General features: G+C 59.9%; 19 protein-coding genes. 11 read left to right on the top strand and 8 right to left on the bottom strand.

Annotation, left to right across the window (positions count from 1 at the left end; genetic code table 11):
• Positions 1-42: 42 nt before the first annotated feature.
• From CKW38_RS21070 to CKW38_RS21055, 4 genes are all read left to right on the top strand, one after another.
• Positions 43-1692 (top strand): phosphoethanolamine transferase, encoded by a 1650-nt coding sequence (locus CKW38_RS21070; protein ID WP_095113766.1) that lies wholly within the window; start codon positions 43-45, stop codon positions 1690-1692.
• A 163-nt stretch (positions 1693-1855) separates the two neighbouring features.
• Positions 1856-2989, top strand: coding sequence for a ribonuclease D (gene rnd, locus CKW38_RS21065; RefSeq protein ID WP_095113765.1), 1134 nt, complete (start codon positions 1856-1858; stop codon positions 2987-2989).
• The gene (locus CKW38_RS21060) at positions 2986-3279 is read left to right on the top strand and encodes a YcgL domain-containing protein (RefSeq protein ID WP_007911350.1); all 294 of its coding nucleotides are present in this window, start codon (positions 2986-2988) and stop codon (positions 3277-3279) included. Before rnd ends, CKW38_RS21060 begins: the two co-directional genes overlap by 4 nt.
• Positions 3280-3383: 104 nt before the next feature.
• Positions 3384-4316: a D-2-hydroxyacid dehydrogenase gene (locus CKW38_RS21055; RefSeq protein ID WP_007911347.1), complete on the top strand. Its 933-nt coding sequence runs from the start codon at positions 3384-3386 to the stop codon at positions 4314-4316.
• Positions 4317-4448: 132 nt separating this feature from the next.
• On the opposite strand, the gene CKW38_RS21050 is transcribed toward CKW38_RS21055, so the two are convergent.
• Positions 4449-5042, bottom strand: a complete 594-nt coding sequence (locus CKW38_RS21050) for a nitroreductase family protein (protein ID WP_007911345.1) — start codon at positions 5040-5042, stop codon at positions 4449-4451.
• A gap of 279 nt (positions 5043-5321) precedes the next feature.
• On the opposite strand from CKW38_RS21050, the gene CKW38_RS21045 reads away from it, so the two are divergent.
• On the top strand, positions 5322-5771 hold the full coding sequence (locus CKW38_RS21045; protein ID WP_007911343.1) for a YcgN family cysteine cluster protein: 450 nt from the start codon (positions 5322-5324) through the stop codon (positions 5769-5771).
• Positions 5772-5805: 34 nt separating this feature from the next.
• Positions 5806-7035, top strand: coding sequence for a hypothetical protein (locus tag CKW38_RS21040; protein WP_095113764.1), 1230 nt, complete (start codon positions 5806-5808; stop codon positions 7033-7035).
• A gap of 169 nt (positions 7036-7204) precedes the next feature.
• On the opposite strand, the gene CKW38_RS21035 is transcribed toward CKW38_RS21040, so the two are convergent.
• The 4 genes from CKW38_RS21035 to CKW38_RS21020 all read right to left on the bottom strand — a co-directional run bounded on the left by CKW38_RS21035 (position 7205) and on the right by CKW38_RS21020 (position 9446).
• Positions 7205-7582, bottom strand: a complete 378-nt coding sequence (locus CKW38_RS21035; protein WP_007911338.1) for a DUF2892 domain-containing protein — start codon at positions 7580-7582, stop codon at positions 7205-7207.
• Positions 7583-7663: 81 nt separating this feature from the next.
• Complete coding sequence (locus CKW38_RS21030) at positions 7664-8134, bottom strand: RNA methyltransferase (RefSeq protein WP_007911337.1); 471 nt, start codon at positions 8132-8134, stop codon at positions 7664-7666.
• 205 nt (positions 8135-8339) lie between these two features.
• Entirely contained in the window at positions 8340-8711 is a 372-nt protein-coding gene (locus tag CKW38_RS21025; RefSeq protein ID WP_007911336.1) for a YajD family HNH nuclease, read from the bottom strand.
• Positions 8712-8759: 48 nt separating this feature from the next.
• Positions 8760-9446 carry a spermidine synthase gene (locus CKW38_RS21020; protein WP_095113763.1) on the bottom strand — a complete coding sequence of 229 codons (687 nt, stop codon included), beginning with the start codon at positions 9444-9446 and terminating at the stop codon, positions 8760-8762.
• An 80-nt stretch (positions 9447-9526) separates the two neighbouring features.
• Between CKW38_RS21020 and CKW38_RS21015 the strand changes: the two genes are divergently transcribed.
• Entirely contained in the window at positions 9527-9811 is a 285-nt protein-coding gene (locus tag CKW38_RS21015; protein WP_095113762.1) for a hypothetical protein, read from the top strand.
• Here CKW38_RS21015 and CKW38_RS21010 read toward each other — a convergent pair.
• Together CKW38_RS21010 and CKW38_RS21005 are read right to left on the bottom strand one after the other, a co-directional pair.
• The gene (locus CKW38_RS21010) at positions 9808-10281 is read right to left on the bottom strand and encodes a Crp/Fnr family transcriptional regulator (RefSeq protein WP_008085900.1); all 474 of its coding nucleotides are present in this window, start codon (positions 10279-10281) and stop codon (positions 9808-9810) included. The two genes, CKW38_RS21015 and CKW38_RS21010, sit on opposite strands and share 4 nt — an antisense overlap.
• Positions 10282-10479: 198 nt before the next feature.
• The gene (locus tag CKW38_RS21005) at positions 10480-12534 is read right to left on the bottom strand and encodes a S9 family peptidase (RefSeq protein ID WP_095113761.1); all 2055 of its coding nucleotides are present in this window, start codon (positions 12532-12534) and stop codon (positions 10480-10482) included.
• A gap of 225 nt (positions 12535-12759) precedes the next feature.
• Between CKW38_RS21005 and CKW38_RS21000 the strand changes: the two genes are divergently transcribed.
• The 3 genes from CKW38_RS21000 to CKW38_RS20990 are packed head-to-tail and all read left to right on the top strand — an operon-like array spanning position 12760 to position 14604.
• Positions 12760-13257 carry a hypothetical protein gene (locus tag CKW38_RS21000; protein WP_007911323.1) on the top strand — a complete coding sequence of 166 codons (498 nt, stop codon included), beginning with the start codon at positions 12760-12762 and terminating at the stop codon, positions 13255-13257.
• Between the two features lie 15 nt (positions 13258-13272).
• Positions 13273-14049, top strand: coding sequence for a class II glutamine amidotransferase (locus CKW38_RS20995; RefSeq protein ID WP_007911322.1), 777 nt, complete (start codon positions 13273-13275; stop codon positions 14047-14049).
• Between the two features lie 12 nt (positions 14050-14061).
• A complete protein-coding gene (locus CKW38_RS20990) occupies positions 14062-14604 on the top strand; it encodes a DUF2937 family protein (protein WP_007911321.1) in 543 nt (180 codons plus the stop codon).
• Positions 14605-14713: 109 nt separating this feature from the next.
• Here CKW38_RS20990 and CKW38_RS20985 read toward each other — a convergent pair whose 3' ends face one another.
• A complete protein-coding gene (locus CKW38_RS20985) occupies positions 14714-15628 on the bottom strand; it encodes a LysR family transcriptional regulator (RefSeq protein WP_095113760.1) in 915 nt (304 codons plus the stop codon).
• A gap of 159 nt (positions 15629-15787) precedes the next feature.
• Here CKW38_RS20985 and CKW38_RS20980 point away from each other — a divergent pair, with 159 nt between their 5' ends.
• Positions 15788-17074 carry an MFS transporter gene (locus CKW38_RS20980; RefSeq protein ID WP_007911315.1) on the top strand — a complete coding sequence of 429 codons (1287 nt, stop codon included), beginning with the start codon at positions 15788-15790 and terminating at the stop codon, positions 17072-17074.
• Positions 17075-17106: the final 32 nt, after the last annotated feature.

Below are 17106 nucleotides of genomic sequence, written 5' to 3'. Positions count from 1 at the left end.
TTTCATGGACCGAGGCTCTTCTTTTCAGGAATCGCCCTTTCTATGTTGAAGTTAAAAGCCGTGCGCCCGGAATGGGTGACGTTGATTGCCAGTGCCTTTCTTTTAATCGGCTGCAATGTTGTCCTTTGGCAACACCTGTTCGAGATTACCGGCGCCGATGGCAAGGGCATCGCCATGCGCGTGGCGTTCGGGGTAATGATCCTCGCGGCATTCAACATTGTGCTGACGTTTCTGGCCTTTCGTCCGCTGCTCAAACCGCTGTTGACGCTGATATTCCTGGTCAGCGCCGGCGTGGCTTACTTCATGAGTCAATATGGCGTCATGATCGATGCCGGCATGTTCCGTAACTTTGCCGAAACCAATGCAACGGAAGTGCGAGATCTGCTCTCGTTAAAGTTGTTTGCTTATATTTTGTTGCTCGGTGTCTTGCCTTCATTTTTGTTGTGGAAGTTACCGATTAATTATCGTCGCTGGCACCGTGAGTTGCTCAGTAAAGTTATTGTCAGTGTCGCCTCGGTCGCGGTAATTGGCGGCGTAGCCCTGGCCAACTATCAGGGCTTGTCTTCATTGTTTCGCAACCATCACGAAATTCGCCTGATGTTGGTGCCCAGCAATTACATTGGCGCTTCGGCTGGTTACCTGCGTGAGCAAGTGGTTTCGGCGCAGCAACCGTTCGTCAAGATCGGCGAAGACGCCCAGCGTAATCCCGATCTGAAACTCCAGCCGCGCAAATCCCTGACCGTGCTGGTTGTGGGTGAGAGCGCCCGTGCGGAGAACTTCGGCATTCTTGGCTACAACCGCGATACAACGCCGCAACTCGATAAGGAAGCCGGGTTGATTGCCTTCACCGATGTACATTCCTGCGGCACGGAAACGGCTGTTTCGGTGCCGTGCATGTTCTCCAACATGGGTCGCAAGGATTACGACGCCAGCAAGGCGAAGAATGAAGAAGGTCTGCTCGACGTGCTCAAGCGTGCCGGTATCGACGTGATCTGGCGTGACAACCAGTCCGGCTGCAAAGGCACTTGCGATCGCGTCACCCTGCAAGATGTCAGCAACCTGAAAGACCCGGCGCTGTGCGCCAACAGCGAGTGCCGCGACGAAATCCTCCTGCAAGGCCTGCAGAGTTTTATCGATCATCTCGACAAGGACACCGTTCTGGTTCTGCATCAAATGGGCAGCCATGGCCCGGAATACTTCAAGCGTTATCCGAAGGAATACGAGCACTTCACCCCGGTATGTGAAAGTAACGCGCTGAATAACTGCAGCCGCGAAAGTATCGTCAACGGTTACGACAACACGCTGGTGTATACCGACCATGTGCTGTCGAGTCTGATCGATGTATTGCGCAGCAATCAGGACAAAGTCGATACCGCCATGTTGTACCTGTCGGACCACGGTGAGTCGCTTGGTGAATACAACCTGTTCCTGCACGGTACGCCTTACATGCTGGCGCCGGAGCAACAAAAGCATGTAGCGATGCTGGCGTGGTTCTCCGATAACTATCAGAAGGCTTATTCGGTCGACACCCATTGCCTGCAGATGAGCCGCGACAAACCGCTGAGCCAGGACAACCTGTTCCACTCGATGCTGGGTCTGCTGGAGGTCAAGAGCAAGGTCTATCAGCCGGATCTGGACATGTTTGCCGGTTGCCGTGGCGCGGTGATCGACGGCGTGCTCGCCAAGGAATGAGTCCAATCGGCTCCGTCGTGCTGACGCGTCGGGCCTGTCTGTTTCCACTGTCAGACTATTCTTGCTCTCTGGCAGGACATTTCGTTACAGCTCTTGCCCTTCACAGGCGCGTAAATCGCCGGTGGCGATATATACTGCGCGCCATTCTTCAAGGGAGAGCCGTGTGGCCATCGATATTCACTGGATTCGCGACAACGATAGCCTCGCGCAGTTTTGCGCCGAGTGGCAGCAGCTGCCGTTCGTTGCCCTCGACACCGAATTCATGCGGGTCGACACCTTCTACCCGATTGCCGGTCTGTTGCAGGTCGGCGACGGCAAACGCGCCTACCTGATCGATCCGCTGACCATCAACGCCTGGCAACCGCTGGCCGCGTTGCTGGAAAACCCGGCGGTGCTCAAAGTCCTGCATGCGTGCAGCGAAGACCTCGAAGTGCTGTTGCGCCTGACCGGCAGCCTGCCGGCGCCGATGTTCGACACACAACTGGCCGCGGCTTACCTGAACCTCGGTTTCTCGATGGGCTATTCGCGGCTGGTGCAGGAAGTGCTCGGCATCGAACTGCCGAAGGGCGAGACTCGCTCCGATTGGTTGCAGCGTCCGTTGTCCGACACGCAAATCAGCTACGCCGCCGAAGACGCCGTGCACTTGGCGGAGGTTTTCGTACAGCTGCGGCCGAAACTGTCTGACGACAAATTCGCCTGGGTGCTGGAGGACGGTGCCGAACTGGTCGCCAACCTGCGCCGCGAAACCGATCCTTACGAGGTTTATCGCGAGGCCAAACTGGCGTGGAAACTCTCGCGTGCGCAACTGGCCGTACTGCGTGAACTGTGCGCCTGGCGTGAAAAAGAAGCCCGCGCCCGCGATCTGCCGCGCAACCGCATTGTCCGCGAGCATTCGCTGTGGCCGCTGGCCCGCACGCAACCGGACAACCTCGCCGCCCTGGGCAAGATCGAAGACATGCACCCGCGTACCGTGCGTCAGGACGGCCAATTTCTGCTTGATCTGATCAAGCGCTCTGGCAGTGTGGGGCCTGATCAATGGCCGCCGGCCATAGCGGAGCCATTGCCGATCGAAGCCGCTGCGTTGATCAAACAACTGCGCGCATTGGGTCAGGCGGAGGCCGAGCGTCTGGGCATTGCCCCGGAACTGATGCTGCGCAAGAAAACCCTCGAAGCCCTGGTCAAAAGCGGTTATCCCGAGGGTCCTTACCAATTGCCTGAGTCGTTGCGTGGCTGGCGCCGCGAACTCATGGGTCAGAAGCTGCTCGACAGCCTGGCCACCGCCGGAGAACAGCCTTGAAACGTATTTGTTCCATCTACCAAAGCTCCAAGCGCAGCGGCATGTACCTTTACGTGCTCAAGAGCGATGCGCTTGAGCGTGTGCCGGAAGCGCTGATGCTGGCGTTCGGCAAGCCGAAGCATTCCTTCGATCTGGTGCTGTCGCCCGAGCGCAAACTGGCCAGCGAAGACATCGTCGTGGTCCTGGAGAACCTCGACAAGCAGGGCTACCACCTGCAAATGCCGCCGGCCGAGGATGAGTACATCGAGCACTTGCCCGAAGAGTTGTTGCGACGCAACGACCCGGTCTGATCTGCGAGGCTCTGTTCTGAGTCTCGGTTTACCCTGGAACTGTTTTTACCGCGATGGCCGCCCGAATCCGGCGGCCGTTTGCACGGTTTGCGAAAGGTTTGAAGATGCGCGTTCTGATTGCTGAACACGACCACGCGATATACGCCCGGCTGCTGCGTCAGGCAGCGCCCGAGCTTGAAGTACTGACCAGCGGCGACTCCGCCGAGCTGGCCCGGCAGGCGGCCGATTGCCCGGTGTGGCTTGGGCAACCGGATCTATTGGCGACCCTGCTGCGCCAAGGGCACCAGCCACAGTGGCTGCAATCGACCTGGGCCGGCATTACACCGTTACTCGCGGACGGTTTGCGCCGTGATTACCGCTTGACCCGTGCAGTGGGGATTTTTGGTCAGGTGATGGCCGAGTACGTGCTGACCTATATCCTCGGCCATGAGCGCGAAGTGCTGGCGCGCCTGGTCAGCCAGGTCGAACGCAAGTGGGACAATCGCAGCGGCCAGAGCCTGGTCGGACGCAAAGTGCTGATCGTCGGCACCGGTGACATCGGCCAGAGCGTGGCGCAGTTCCTGCTGCCGTTCGGCATCGAGTTATACGGCATCGCCAGCACTGCCCGCGAGCAAGCGCCGTTTGTCGAAGTCGGTTCGATGGCCGATCTGCCACGGCTGGTGGGCGAGGTGGATTACGTGGTCAATCTGCTGCCGAACACCGAGCACACCCACGACATCTACGATGCGGCGCTGTTCAAGCAATTCAAACCGACCGGGTTGTTTATCAATGCCGGGCGCGGGGTTGCGGTGGTCGATGCCGATCTGGTGGAAGCGTTGAAGGAAGGGCATCTGGCGGGGGCGGTGATCGACGTTTGCCGTCAGGAGCCACTGCCGCAACGGCATCCGTTCTGGACGGCGTGGGGCTTGCTGCTGACCGGGCACAGCTCGGCACCGACTTCGCCGGCGTTGATGGTGCAGCTGTTTGTCGAGAACCTGAAGGCGTATCAGGCGGGTGAGGCGTTGCGCGGGGAAGTGGATTTCAACCGCGGCTACTGATCTCCTTGCTTCAGATCGTTCCCACGCTCTGCGTGGGAATGCAGCCGGGGACACTCTGCGTCCCATTGGAACGCGGAGCGTCCCTTGAGTCGTTCCCACGCGGAGCGTGGGAACGATCATTTGCGCTGTGGCTTAGAGGGTGAAGTCGCCTTCCGCCGCCAGTTCGCTCAGCGGGCGACGCGGGCTCGGCTCTTCACGGGCCTGCAGGTATTCAGCCAGCGTTGCCTTGTCACCGAGTTTGCCAACGGCCACCGCTGCGTGCAGTGCATAACCTTCAGGAATGTTCAGCTCCTTGCGCGTCAGCTCCTGATCGAACCCGGCCATGCCGTGGGTGTGCCAGCCGCTGAGGCTCGCTTGCAGCGCCAGATGACCCCACGCCGAACCGGTGTCGAAGGTGTGCCACAACGCTGGAGTTTCTTCGCTGGCGCCCGGTGCAGTGAACGTGGTTTTCGAAATCACGATCACCAGCGCCGACGCATGCTGCGCCCAGCTACGGTTGAACTCATTCAACAGGCCCAGATAACGCTCCCAGTTTGGCGTATCGCGACGCGCGTACAGAAAGCGCCAAGGTTGCGAGTTGTACGCCGAGGGCGCCCAGCGTGCCGCTTCGAAGAAGCTCAGCAGGGTTTCTTCTGGAATCGCTTCGCCGGTAAAGGCGCGCGGCGACCAGCGGTCGGTGAATTGTGGGTGAATGGCGTAATCGGCAACGCGAGGGTTGGCACTCATCGAGAGATTCCTTGCTACGTTTGAGTCAGGGATTTGAATGAAAACCCGGCGGGATCAGTTGCGCTGAACGATGGGGTTTTCCGAGCCTGAGGGTTCACCACAATGCAACGCGGTCGAGCGTTAATGGCTTGCGGGCAAGGCTCCTTGCGACTGGCAAAGCTACGCGCCGCCACAAAAACTGACAAGTCCCGCATAACCGGCAGTCGCCAACGCTTGGCCCGCAAGGCCTTGAGCACTAGACTGGCGGCCTTTTCACCACCTGATGTTGATGCTTGAGCCATGGTCGCCAAAGTCGAACCGTTCTGGATACGCAAAACCCTCGATCAACTGGATCACCAGGAATGGGAATCGCTGTGCGACGGCTGTGGTCTGTGCTGCCTGCAAAAGCTCGAGGATGAGGAAGACAACAGCGTTTACTACACGCGCATCGCCTGCAAACTGCTGGACCTTAAAACCTGTCAGTGCAGCGATTATCCGAATCGCCTGAAGTTTGTCCCGGATTGCATCCAGCTCACCCCGGGCCAGGCTGAAGAATTCAAATGGCTGCCGCCGACCTGTGGTTATCGACTGGTCAGCGAAGGCAAGGATCTGCCGCTGTGGCACCACTTGGTGTGCGGTGACCGCGACGCGGTGCACCATGAACGGATCTCCCAATCCGGGCGCATGCTTGCTGAAGGCAGCGTGCCGGAGGATGACTGGGAAGATCACCTGATTTTCCGCGCAGGCTGATCCCTGCGCACGCAAGCTTTACCAGGGAGTGTGTATGGCTGTCGGATTGCAGCGGGCGTTGATGATCGCGCTGCTGGCACTGAGTGTGCCGGTCTGGGCGGCGAAGAAAGTCGATCTGGATTATCACGTGCGCCTGTTGCCACAAAGTGATCAGGCCGAGGTGCGTCTGACCCTGGCCAAAGGTGAGGCGGTGCGCAGTCTCGATTTCGATCTTGGCGACGGCAGCCATTACAGCGACTTCAAGGCTGACGGCCAGTGGCTGCTGAGCCCGGGTAAACAGGCGCGCGGGGTCTGGCGTCCCGCCAGCGAAAAGTCCAGCCTGAGCTACCGCGTGCGCATCAGCCACGGCCGCAAGAACGGTAGTTTCGATACGCGCATGACCCCGACTTGGGCGTTGATGCGTGGCGACGAACTGGTACCGCCAGCCAAACTCGATCAACAGGACGGCACCGAACTGGTCGCGCGTCTGCAATTCGAATTGCCCGACGGTTGGAAGAGCATCGAAACCGCTTGGCCGCGCATCGGCAAAAACAAATTCCGCATCGACAACCCTTCACGCCTGTTCGACCGCCCGACCGGCTGGATGCTCGCCGGCCAACTCGGCAGCCGCCGCACACGTTTGGGCGAAACCGAAGTCACCGTGGCCTCGCCGCAAGGGCAGGGCATGCGCAGGATGGACGTGATGACGTTGCTGACGTTCGTCTGGCCGCAGGTGCAGGCGGTCTATCCGCGCCATCCGACCAAACTGTTGATCGTCGGCGCCAACGACCCGATGTGGCGCGGCAGCCTCGGTGCGCATGAATCCATCTACGTGAACACACGGTTGCCGCTGGTCAGCGAAAGCGGCAGCAGCGCTTTGGTGCGTGAGCTGGCGCAGGTGTTCGGGCGGATCAACGACGAGCAGCGCAGCGACTGGATCAGCGAGGGTTTTGCCGAGTATTACGCCATTGAACTGGTGCGCCGCGCCGGTGGCATGAGCGATGAGCGTTATCAAAGTTTGCAGGCGAAACTGGCCAGGGACAGCCAGAAAGTCACGACCTTGCGCGGCGAGCAGATCAGCCCGGCACAGGTTTCGAAGGCGGTGGTGGTATTGCAGGAGCTGGATCGCGAGATTCGCTTGAAGACGCGCAACAAGCGTTCGCTGGATGATGTGTTGCGTGGGGCGATGCATTTGGGGACGGTGAGTACCAAGGAGTTTGTGCAACTGGCCGAGAGCGTTCTCGGTGAGTCCTCCAAAGTCCTTGATACCGCGTTGCTACAGTGACACCGCTATCGCTGGCAAGCCAGCTCCCACAGTGTTTTGGGATGGGCACAAAATCAGTGCACAACCCATAAGCCGATTTGGGGCTGGGCAAAAATTCTGTGGTCTCCACAGAACCTGTGGGAGCTGGCTTGCCAGCGATGAGGCCGTCAGCCCCACCGCAAATCTCGGATCAAACCCCGGCTTTCGGCGACTTCACCGAATCATTGCCGGTCACGGTGGCGGTGCTGGTCGCCGCCTCGGCATTGGCTTTGAGCTTGCTCAACTCTTCCCCGGCCCGCTCGATCTTCGCCCGCACGTTATTCATGTCCTGACGACTCTTCTCGATCAGGCTCTTCACCGAACTGTGCCCGGTAATCCCACGCGCCATGGCCACGCCGCCAATCGCCACCTGAATCAAGCCGAACACCCCGCCGCGGCGCAGGCCTTTGCCGACCATGATCACGCCGCCAGCCAGCGAGCCGATGCGCTCCCAGCCTTCGACGTTCTGCTCGGAACGGCTCTGGAACGGGGTGGATTCGATACGTTCGACGCGTTTGAGCTCGGTCATGATCTTTCTCCAGGCAATGAGTAATGGATAAACAAGCTGACTGCCGGAGCGGTCAGCTCGTTCCATCGAATATGCGATGTTTTAGCGGAATTTTGGCCCGGAGCGAGTGTTCAAGCCCTTGGCCATGCGGTCATAGAGCACGACGTTGACCGTCGCGGCGAGGTTCATGCAGCCGGTGGTCGGGATGTACACGACGTCTTCGCACCAGTCGCGAATCTCTTTATCCAGCGAGCCGTCTTCGGGGCCGAAGATGTACAGGGCGCGATCCGGGTGAGTGTATTCCGGCAGCGGGCGGGCGCCCTCGACCAGTTCCACGGCGACGGGCACGCAGTTGAGCGGGAGAATCTTTTTCAGATCGTCGATGCCGATCAGCGGGATGTCGTAGTGCACGCGTTTGGTGTCAGTGACGAAGTCGGCGGCGCGTTCATAACGCTTGCCGGTGTAGAACACCGACGCCACGCCATAGCAGCCTGCGGCGCGCATCACCGAACCGACGTTCTCCGGTGATTTGGGGTTATACAAACCAATGCAGCTGTACCGTTTGTCTGCCACGAGCGGGGTGCCTTCGGGAAAAAGAGCGCGATTATACGGGGATTGGGAGAGGGCGGGCAGATTCGAGATCTGCGGTGTCTGCTCTGGCCCTATCGCTGGCAAGCCAGCTCCCACAGGGATCTCGGGTGTTCACAAAATTTGTGAGCGATCAAAATCATTGTGGGAGCTGGCTTGCCAGCGATGAGGCCAGTTCAGGCAATGAAGATCAGTCTTCTTTCTTCATCAACCCGGCCAACGCGGCAAACGGGTTGTGCGTCGCCTTGGCGATCTTCGGCGTGCTCAGCGAGCCTTCGCTGAAATACTGCTGATCGGTATAGCGCGAGTGTTCGTTGTCGTGGCAATACAGGCACAACAATTCCCAGTTCGAGCCGTCCTGCGGGTTGTTGTCGTGGTTGTGGTCGCGGTGGTGCACGGTCAGTTCGCTCAGGCGCTTGCCGGAAAATTCACGGGTGCAGCGGCCACAGACGTGCGGGTACATCTTCAGGGCTTTGTCGCGGTAGCCCATTTCCTTGTCGCGCTGGTTGTCGGCGAGGATGCGATCCAGCTTCGACGTATTGGTTGGGGTGGACGAACTCATGGGTTCACCTTTGTAAAAGACTAATGACGGTTATGGGCAGAGTTTAGCTCAGCCCTTGAGCTTCTCGGCAATCCAGATCGTGTGGCGCGTGCCCTTGTTACCGTGGGCGAAGACCTGGACTTCTTCGGCCTTGAAACCGGCCTTCTTCAATTTGTCGGAAAACAGCCGGTCGGCGCTGGCCGACCATACGGCGAGCACGCCTTTGGGGCGCAAGGCTTTGGCGCAGGCATTCAGACCAGCGGCGGAGTACAGCCAACTGTTGGCCTTTTGCGTCAGGCCTTCGGGGCCGTTGTCGACGTCGAGCATGATCGCGTCGAAGCCGTTCGGCTCACTTTGCAGCACATTGGCCACATCGTTCTGACGGATCACCGTGCGTGGATCAAGCAGTGGCCGACCGGACTTTTCCCCGAGCGGGCCACGGTTCCACTCGACCACGCCGGGCACCAGTTCCGCGACCACCACTTGGGCAGTTTTACCCAGATGCTTGAGCGCGGAGGCGAGGGTGAAACCCATGCCCAGACCGCCGATCAGTACCCGCGAATCCGGACGCCCGGCGACCTTGCGGCAAGGGATCTCGGCCAAGGCATCTTCAGAGCCGTGCATGCGCGTGTTCATCAATTGCCCGCCGTCGCCGCCCTGGATCTTGATGACAAAATCCTCGCCATACTCGAACAGGCACAGGGCACCGCCGCTTTCAGGGATCGGGGTGGTGTCGAGCAGAACGAAACGTTTCATGGAAATCTCTACAAGGGGGAAGGCAAGCAGGCCCGTTGGGAGTAGCCTGAGTGCAGACTAGAGGCCAAACGGAGCCCTTGATGAAGCGCACCATTCTAACGGTCATTGCCCTGGCCGCGCTCTCGATTACTGCAGTGCAGGCGCAACAGACCATTCCGGTCAGCCCGGCGCCGCAACCCGGCTCGCCCGGTACCGCAACGCCGACGCCGTATCCGCAGATCACGCCGATCAACATTCCCAAGTCCGGTGCCGGCAGTGGCAGTCCGCCGCTGGTGCCGATCGAAATGCCCAGCCCACCGAGCAAGGATCAACCGGTGCCGGGCATCGAACCGAGCGGCAGCAAGGCAAAATCTCCCGGCGGTTAAACCTGTTGCGCCGCCAGTTGGCCGTCGGCCATGCGCAGGCGTTTCGACAGCGAGACGGCGAGGGCGCGGATGATCTTCGCGGCGATTTTCGGCGCGTCGTTGAGCATTTTTTCCAGCGAATCCTTGCCGAGGTTCAGCAACTGGCAGTTGCTCGCGGCAATACAGGTGGCGGAACGTCGCTCACCGTCGAGCACGGCCATTTCGCCGAACGCGCGACCGCTGCGCAAGGTGGCCATGGTGATCACCTGACCATCGGGCCCGGTTTTCTGCACGGCGACCTGGCCGGTGTGGAGGATGCACATGAAACTGCCGGCATCGCCCTCACGGAAAATCGCTTCGCCTTCAGCCACGGTGCTGATGCTGAAGTAGCCGGAAGCGGCCGCAAAGTCGGCCAGCTGCAATTGATCGAACAGGCCGCAGTCCATCAGCCAGTCGCGGATTTCGTTGTTCAGGAAGGTCGGTTCTGACATGTCGTCACGGTCTTTTTGTTTTCACTGTTTCAGGCTTCACACGTCCCTGGTAGGAGCTGCCGAAGGCTGCGATGTGTTGATCTTGCCTTTGAAAAAATCAAAATCAAAAGATCGCAGCCTTCGGCAGCTCCTACAGGGATCTGTGGGGTATCGGCCTCTCGGGTCTGCAATTAAGACCCAAGTGACCGACGGAGTTCCTCAGGCCAGGCCCAAAACCTTGAAAACAAATGCGTATTCGAGTGCTACGTCACGTAATCCCTGATAGCGCCCGCTCATCCCGCCGTGCCCGGCGCCCAGTTCAGTCTTCAGCAGCAGGACGTTGTCGTCGGTCTTGGTCGCGCGCAGTTTCGCCACCCACTTGGCCGCTTCCCAATACTGCACGCGACTGTCGTTGTAGCCGGCGATTACCAGCGTCGCCGGATAATCCTGCGCGCTGACGTTTTCGTAGGGCGCGTAAGCCTTGATCCGCTCGTAGACTTCCGGCTCCTCGGGATTGCCCCACTCGTCGTACTCAGTGACGGTCAGCGGCAGTTCCGGGTCGAGCATGGTATTGAGCACGTCGACGAACGGCACTTCAGCAATCGCCACGCCGAACAGATCCGGACGCTGGTTGAGCACGGCACCGATGAGCAAACCACCCGCGCTGCCGCCACTGATTGCCAATTTGTCCGCTGTGGTAATGCCGTTGAGGATCAGAAACTCGGCGCAGGCAATGAAGTCGCTGAAGGTGTTGTGCTTGTGCTCCTGCTTGCCGGCGCGATACCAGGCTTCGCCCAACTCGCCGCCACCCCGCACGTGGGCGATGGCGAAGGCCATGCCACGATCCAGAAGGCTCAGGCGCGCATGGGAGAACCACGGATCAAGGCTCGAACCGTAAGCGCCATAGCCATAGAGATAAAGCGGCACCGCTTTGCCGACCATTTCGCGCTTCATCACCAGGCTGATCGGCACTTGCGTACCGTCCGGCGCCGTCGCCCACAGGCGTTGGCTAACGTAGGCATCGGCGTCGAACGGGCCGAGCACCGGGGTTTCTTTCAACACCGTTTGTTCGCCGTTGGCGAGGATCAGTTGGCGCACTTGTGCCGGGCGGTTCAACGCCTCGTAGCGCAGACGAATACGGTCGCTCTCGAACTCCAGGCTGTTTTGCACATAGAGGCTGTAGGCCGCGTCCGGCAATTGCACGCGATAAGGCGTCAGACCGTGTGGGTGAACTTCGATGATCGGCAGGCCACCCTCGCGCAGGCTCAGGGTCATGGCCTCGGTGTTGAGGCTGACGCCATCGAGCATCACCGTATCGCTGTGGGGGATCAGGTTTTGCCACTCGGCTTCGGTCGGCGCGATGCCGGTGTCCGGCGCCTGATACAAGGCATAGTTGATGCCGTCGCGGTTGGTGCGGATAAACCACGTCCACACGCCATCGAGCAGGCCGTGATCGACATCGTATTCATGGTCTTCGACACGCGGGGCCAGGCAAGTAAACGGCAGGTGCGGTTGATTGGCATCCAGCGCCCAGACTTCACTGGTGGTCTTGCTGCCCAGCGAGAGCAGCAGTTGCTGCTCGGAGCTGGAACGGTAGCAATGCAGGAAGAAACGCCCGTCTGCCTCGTGGAAAACTTCTTCGGCAGCAGTGCCGTCGAGGCGATAGCGGAACAACTTGTGTGGACGATGGGTGTCGTCGAGCACGCCGAAAAACAGGGTCAGGCTGTCGTTGGCCCAAGTCATGCTGCCGTCGCAGTCTTCGAATTCCAGTTCGCTGACTTTGTCGTTGGCCAGTTCCTTGACGAACAGCGTGTAAATCTCATCGCCCGAAGCGTCGACGCTGTAGGCCAGACGTTGATGATCCGGGCTGATGCTGAACGCGCCCAGCGAGAAGAATCCGCCATTGGCGAGCACATTCGGGTCGAGCAGCAGTTGTTCGCGGTTTTCATCGAGGGTAAGGCTGTCGTCCGCCGGTCGCGGGCAACGGTAGTGTCGGGCGTATTCGTCGCCCGCCGTAGTGCGCGTGTAATACAGATACGGGCCCCAAGGTGAGGGCAGGGACAGGTCGGTTTCGAGGATTCGGCTCTTGATCTCTTCGAACAGGGTTTCACGCAGTTCGGCCTGATCGGCGGTTTGCGCCTCCTGCCAGGCGTTTTCGGCCTTGAGGTAATCGAGCACCGCGTCGGTGTCGCGTTCCTGCAGCCAGGCATACGGGTCGGCACCGGGCGCCTTGTGGGCAATCGGAGCACTGATGACGTTGGCGGATTGGGGCATGGAAGGCTCTCGGACAAATTACGGAATGGGGTTTTCGCAGCTTTTGAAACCGTCGCAGGCCCTGTAGGAGTGAGCCTGCTCGCGATAAGGCCGGCACATTCAACATCAATGTTGTCAGGCTGTCCGTCATCGCGAGCAGGCTCGCTCCCACAGGTCGCATGTCTATTGGGACAAGCCGCACGGGCGAAAAGTCGTTACTATAAGCGCCTCTTTGCCTGCCTTGCCATGGACACCATGACCGAGAACGACTATCTGATCGCCTGGGGCCTCTACGCCTTTGCCGCTGTGGGCTGCCTGTTGGTATGGATGCGCCTGACCACCTGGATGTGGCGCTGGTTGCGCGAACCGCTGCGTGTGCTGATGGCGGTGTTGCTGTTCAGCCCGACCATCATCGACCCGGTGAAAGCCAAGGTTGCGCCGTCCATTGCCATCACCGCGCTGGACCTGGCCTTCAAGGTCGGCAACAACGCCTGGCGGGCGATCTCCGATCTGTTCATGTACAGCATGATCGCGTTCGGCATCTACCTGATTTTCGTGTTGATCCGCTTGCCGATCGAGCGTGCTTCGCGTGCGCGCCGCGAGCAGGCCGAAGCCGCGAAAGCTGCCGCCCGCGCCGATGACCGCGATGACGATCAACCGTTTGGCGGCGCCGGTGATGACCGCTACGGTCGTCCACCCTTGCCGAACAACCCGCAGCGCATGCGGGTCGAGCCGCGCCTGTAACCCGAGAGTCCGCACATGTGTGAATTACTGGGCATGAGTGCCAACGTGCCGACCGATATCGTGTTCAGCTTCACCGGCCTGATGCAGCGTGGCGGTCGCACCGGCCCGCACCGCGACGGCTGGGGCATTGCCTTCTATGAGGGCCGGGGTTTGCGTCTGTTTCAGGACCCGGCGGCGAGTTGCGAGTCGGAAGTCGCCAATCTGGTGCAGCGCTATCCAATCAAAAGCGAAGTGGTCATCGGCCACATCCGCCAGGCCAACGTCGGCAAGGTCTGCCTGTCCAACACCCACCCGTTCGTCCGCGAACTGTGGGGACGCAACTGGTGCTTCGCGCACAACGGCCAGTTGGCCGATTTCACCCCGATCAAAAGCTTCTACCGCCCGGTCGGCGATACCGATAGCGAAGCGGCGTTCTGCGATTTGCTCAACCGCGTGCGTGCAGCATTCCCGGAACCGGTCGATATAGAAGAGCTGCTGCCCGATCTGGTCGCCGCCTGCGCTGAGTATCGCAGCAAAGGCGTGTTCAACTGCCTGCTCAGCGACGGCGACTGGCTGTTCTGCTATTGCTCGACCAAACTCGCACAGATCACCCGTCGCGCCCCGTTCGGCCCGGCGCGCCTGAAGGATGTCGACGTTATCGTCGATTTCCAGGCGGAAACCACGCCCAACGACGTGGTCACGGTGATTGCCACCGAACCTTTGACCGAAAACGAAACCTGGACCCGCTACGAACCGGGCCAATGGAGCCTGTGGCGACGCGGCGAATGCGTCAGTCAGGGCAAGACCGAATAAGGATTGCACCCCATGTTGCTCAGTTATGTACGGCTGGTGTTGTTTGCGGCGGGCCTGTTGATCGGTGTCCAGGTGCCAGGCTTCATCAACGATTACGCGAAACGTGTCGAGGCGCATCTGATCGAAGCGCAGACTGGCTTGCGCGGTTTTCAGGGCACCGCCGAGCAGTTCTTCAAGGGTGATATGCAGGCGCTGGTCGCGCATTATCGCGCCAGTGAAGACCCGGTATTTCGCAGCGATGCTGACAGCCTGAGCACCTTGCTCAGCCGCCAGATCGCGCTGGACAAGCAGTTCCAGGCGATGCAAGGGCCGTGGTACATCCGCTTCCTGCAAGTGGTGTTGGCCGCGGATCCGGATATCCGCAAGGAAACCTGGAACGGTTACAGCTATCAGATCCTGCTGACGCCGGAAGCGATGATCTGGGGCATGAGCGGCGCGTTGCTGCTGTCGTTCGGCATTGAATGCCTGTTCCGCTTGATCGACTGGGTCGTACTCGGTGGCCGGCGTCTGCGCCAGAGCCGGCCGATCGAAGACCGCGATGTGCGCGGTCTCTGATGATCGTTCCCACGCTCTGCGTGGGAACGCCTCAACGGACGCTCCGCGTTCGGCTTTCGAGGGACGCGGAGCGTCCCGGGCTGCATTCCCACGCGGAGCGTGGGAATGATCACGGTGTCAGGGCGATATAGTCAGTGCCCATCTTGATCGCATACCCCTCCAGCACCTGCTGACACAACGTCACAATCTCCTCGACCCACTCAACCCCCACCCGCCACGACACCACCACCTGCAGATTCGGTGGCCGTTGATCGATGTTGAGCAAGGTTAATTCGCCTCGCACCAGCTCCTCCGCAACCAGCACCGGCGGCAGCACACCAATACCAAAACCATCGCGTAACAACCGCGTGATCGCCGACACCGAGTTCACGCAATTCAAGCGTGGCGCGAGTACGCCACTGGCTTGCATCAAAGCCAACAGATCCTGATGCGGTCGGGAGTTTTTCGAGTAGGTGATGATCCGTTCCTGCGCCAGTTCGGCAAGGTCGGCATAGTCGCGGTTGTAGATCGAATTGCTGGCGACGATCCAGCCGAGCGGATGGCTGGCCAGCTCCAGACTGCGCACGCTTTCATGGCGGATCAGATCGGTTTGCAGAACGATATCGAGAAAGCCTTTTTGCAACTGATCGCAGAGGTTCAACGAAGTATCCGCCACCAGCTCGATTTCCACCCGTGGATACAGGTCCGTCATCTGTGCCACCAACGGGCTGAGCCAGGTGTGAATCACCGTGTCCATCACGCCAATGCGCACGCGGCCGACTTTGCTCGAGCGGGTCTCGATCGACTGTTTCAGCGCCGACATGGTGTCGAGCATCTGCTCGGCGTACTCCAGCACTTTCAACCCTTCGGGCGTCAGGCTGACACCGCGTGAATCGCGCAAAAACAGCTTCACCCCCAGCTCGCCTTCCAGTACCGCAATGCGGCTGGAAATCGACGCCTGGGTGGTGAACAGCTTGTCGGCGGTCAGGCGAAAACTCTTCAGTCGGGCGACCCAGACAAAGGTCTCGAGAAACTTCAGGTTCATGGGCAAGGCTCGGGTGACAAATTTTTCTTATGGCTAAGGCGGGGTTTTATTCGTTGGACGCAGCAGGGCCGCGCGACGAAAAATCGACGCATCCGGTCTCCACGATAGGCGTCGTCGGGGCTACGAACAAGACCAATAAAAAACCTGCGGAGATAAGCCATGCGTGCTCCCGACACCCTAGAAGCATCCACGGCAACGGCGCGCCCCGGGCCGTTCGACTGGTATCGCAACATCAATCAGCAGGAGCGCCGTACGTTCTGGAGCTGCAAGATCGGCTACGGTCTGGACGGCATGGACACGCAAATGCTCAGCTTCGTCGTGCCGACGCTGATTGCGATGTGGGGCATCACCACCGGCGAAGCGGGGCTGATCCACACCAGCACGTTGATCGCTTCGGCCATCGGCGGCTGGGTCGCTGGGATTCTCTCAGACCGCATCGGTCGCGTGCGCACCCTGCAACTCACGGTGTTGTGGTTCGCTTTCTTCACCTTCCTCTGCGGCTTCGCGCAGAACTACGAACAACTGCTGATCGCCCGGACCTTGATGGGCTTCGGTTTCGGCGGCGAATGGACGGCTGGCGCGGTACTGATCGGCGAGGTGATCCGCGCCAAGGATCGCGGCAAAGCGGTGGGCATGGTGCAATCCGGCTGGGCGTTGGGCTGGGGGCTCACAGCGATTCTATATGCGCTGCTGTTCTCGGTGTTGCCGCCGGAAGATGCCTGGCGTGCGCTGTTCATCCTCGGCATCGTGCCGGCGATTTTCGTGATTTTCGTCCGTCGACTGGTGAAAGATCCGGAGATCTATCGCGAGGCTAAAGCCCAACAAACGCCGGAGAATCAATCGAAGTTCTACGAGATCTTCGCGCCGGGCATGCTCTTCACCACGTTCCGCGCTTCACTGCTGACCACTGGCGCCCTCGGTGGTTACTACGCGATCACTTCCTGGCTGCCGACCTTTCTGAAAAACGAACGCGGTTTGAGCGTGCTCGGTACGGGCGGTTATCTGGCGATGGTGATTGTCGGCTCCTACGTCGGTTACGTGATCAGCGCTTATCTGACAGACCTGCTCGGGCGGAAAAAGAACTTCATCCTGTTCGCGGTCGGCTCGTTCACCATCGTTCTGCTCTACACGCAACTGCCGGTCAGCAATGGCGTGATGCTGTGGCTGGGCTTCCCGTTGGGCTTCTTTGCTTCAGGGATTTTCAGCGGCATGGGCGCGTTTCTGACTGAATTGTTTCCTACGCGAATTCGCGGTTCGGGGCAGGGCTTTTGCTACAACATCGGTCGGGCACTGGCGGCTTTGTTTCCGCTGCTGATCGGCTTGCTTAGCCAGAAGGTGCCGTTGAGTGTCGGCATTGGCGCGTTTGCGGCGGTGTCTTACGGCGTGGTGATTATCGCGGCATTGAGCCTGCCGGAAACCCGTGGCAAGCAACTCGATGCGCAGTAACTGATAACCTGCTTAGCACAGTCCTACAGATA

This window comes from Pseudomonas sp. Irchel 3H7 (assembly GCF_900187605.1).
Taxonomy (GTDB): domain Bacteria; phylum Pseudomonadota; class Gammaproteobacteria; order Pseudomonadales; family Pseudomonadaceae; genus Aquipseudomonas.
This window is presented reverse-complemented; position numbering and strand designations above follow the sequence as displayed.

Excerpts from the sequence above, each read along its gene's own strand:
- CKW38_RS21070 (WP_095113766.1), top strand. The coding sequence starts at position 43 with ATGTTGAAGTTAAAAGCCGTGCGCCCGGAATGGGTGACGTTGATTGCC.
- CKW38_RS21055 (WP_007911347.1), top strand. The coding sequence starts at position 3,384 with ATGCGCGTTCTGATTGCTGAACACGACCACGCGATATACGCCCGGCTG.
- CKW38_RS21050 (WP_007911345.1), bottom strand. The coding sequence starts at position 5,042 with ATGAGTGCCAACCCTCGCGTTGCCGATTACGCCATTCACCCACAATTC.
- CKW38_RS21045 (WP_007911343.1), top strand. The coding sequence starts at position 5,322 with ATGGTCGCCAAAGTCGAACCGTTCTGGATACGCAAAACCCTCGATCAA.
- CKW38_RS21040 (WP_095113764.1), top strand. The coding sequence starts at position 5,806 with ATGGCTGTCGGATTGCAGCGGGCGTTGATGATCGCGCTGCTGGCACTG.
- CKW38_RS21035 (WP_007911338.1), bottom strand. The coding sequence starts at position 7,582 with ATGACCGAGCTCAAACGCGTCGAACGTATCGAATCCACCCCGTTCCAG.
- CKW38_RS21025 (WP_007911336.1), bottom strand. The coding sequence starts at position 8,711 with ATGAGTTCGTCCACCCCAACCAATACGTCGAAGCTGGATCGCATCCTC.
- CKW38_RS21020 (WP_095113763.1), bottom strand. The coding sequence starts at position 9,446 with ATGAAACGTTTCGTTCTGCTCGACACCACCCCGATCCCTGAAAGCGGC.
- CKW38_RS21015 (WP_095113762.1), top strand. The coding sequence starts at position 9,527 with ATGAAGCGCACCATTCTAACGGTCATTGCCCTGGCCGCGCTCTCGATT.
- CKW38_RS21010 (WP_008085900.1), bottom strand. The coding sequence starts at position 10,281 with ATGTCAGAACCGACCTTCCTGAACAACGAAATCCGCGACTGGCTGATG.
- CKW38_RS21005 (WP_095113761.1), bottom strand. The coding sequence starts at position 12,534 with ATGCCCCAATCCGCCAACGTCATCAGTGCTCCGATTGCCCACAAGGCG.
- CKW38_RS21000 (WP_007911323.1), top strand. The coding sequence starts at position 12,760 with ATGGACACCATGACCGAGAACGACTATCTGATCGCCTGGGGCCTCTAC.
- CKW38_RS20995 (WP_007911322.1), top strand. The coding sequence starts at position 13,273 with ATGTGTGAATTACTGGGCATGAGTGCCAACGTGCCGACCGATATCGTG.
- CKW38_RS20990 (WP_007911321.1), top strand. The coding sequence starts at position 14,062 with ATGTTGCTCAGTTATGTACGGCTGGTGTTGTTTGCGGCGGGCCTGTTG.
- CKW38_RS20985 (WP_095113760.1), bottom strand. The coding sequence starts at position 15,628 with ATGAACCTGAAGTTTCTCGAGACCTTTGTCTGGGTCGCCCGACTGAAG.
- CKW38_RS20980 (WP_007911315.1), top strand. The coding sequence starts at position 15,788 with ATGCGTGCTCCCGACACCCTAGAAGCATCCACGGCAACGGCGCGCCCC.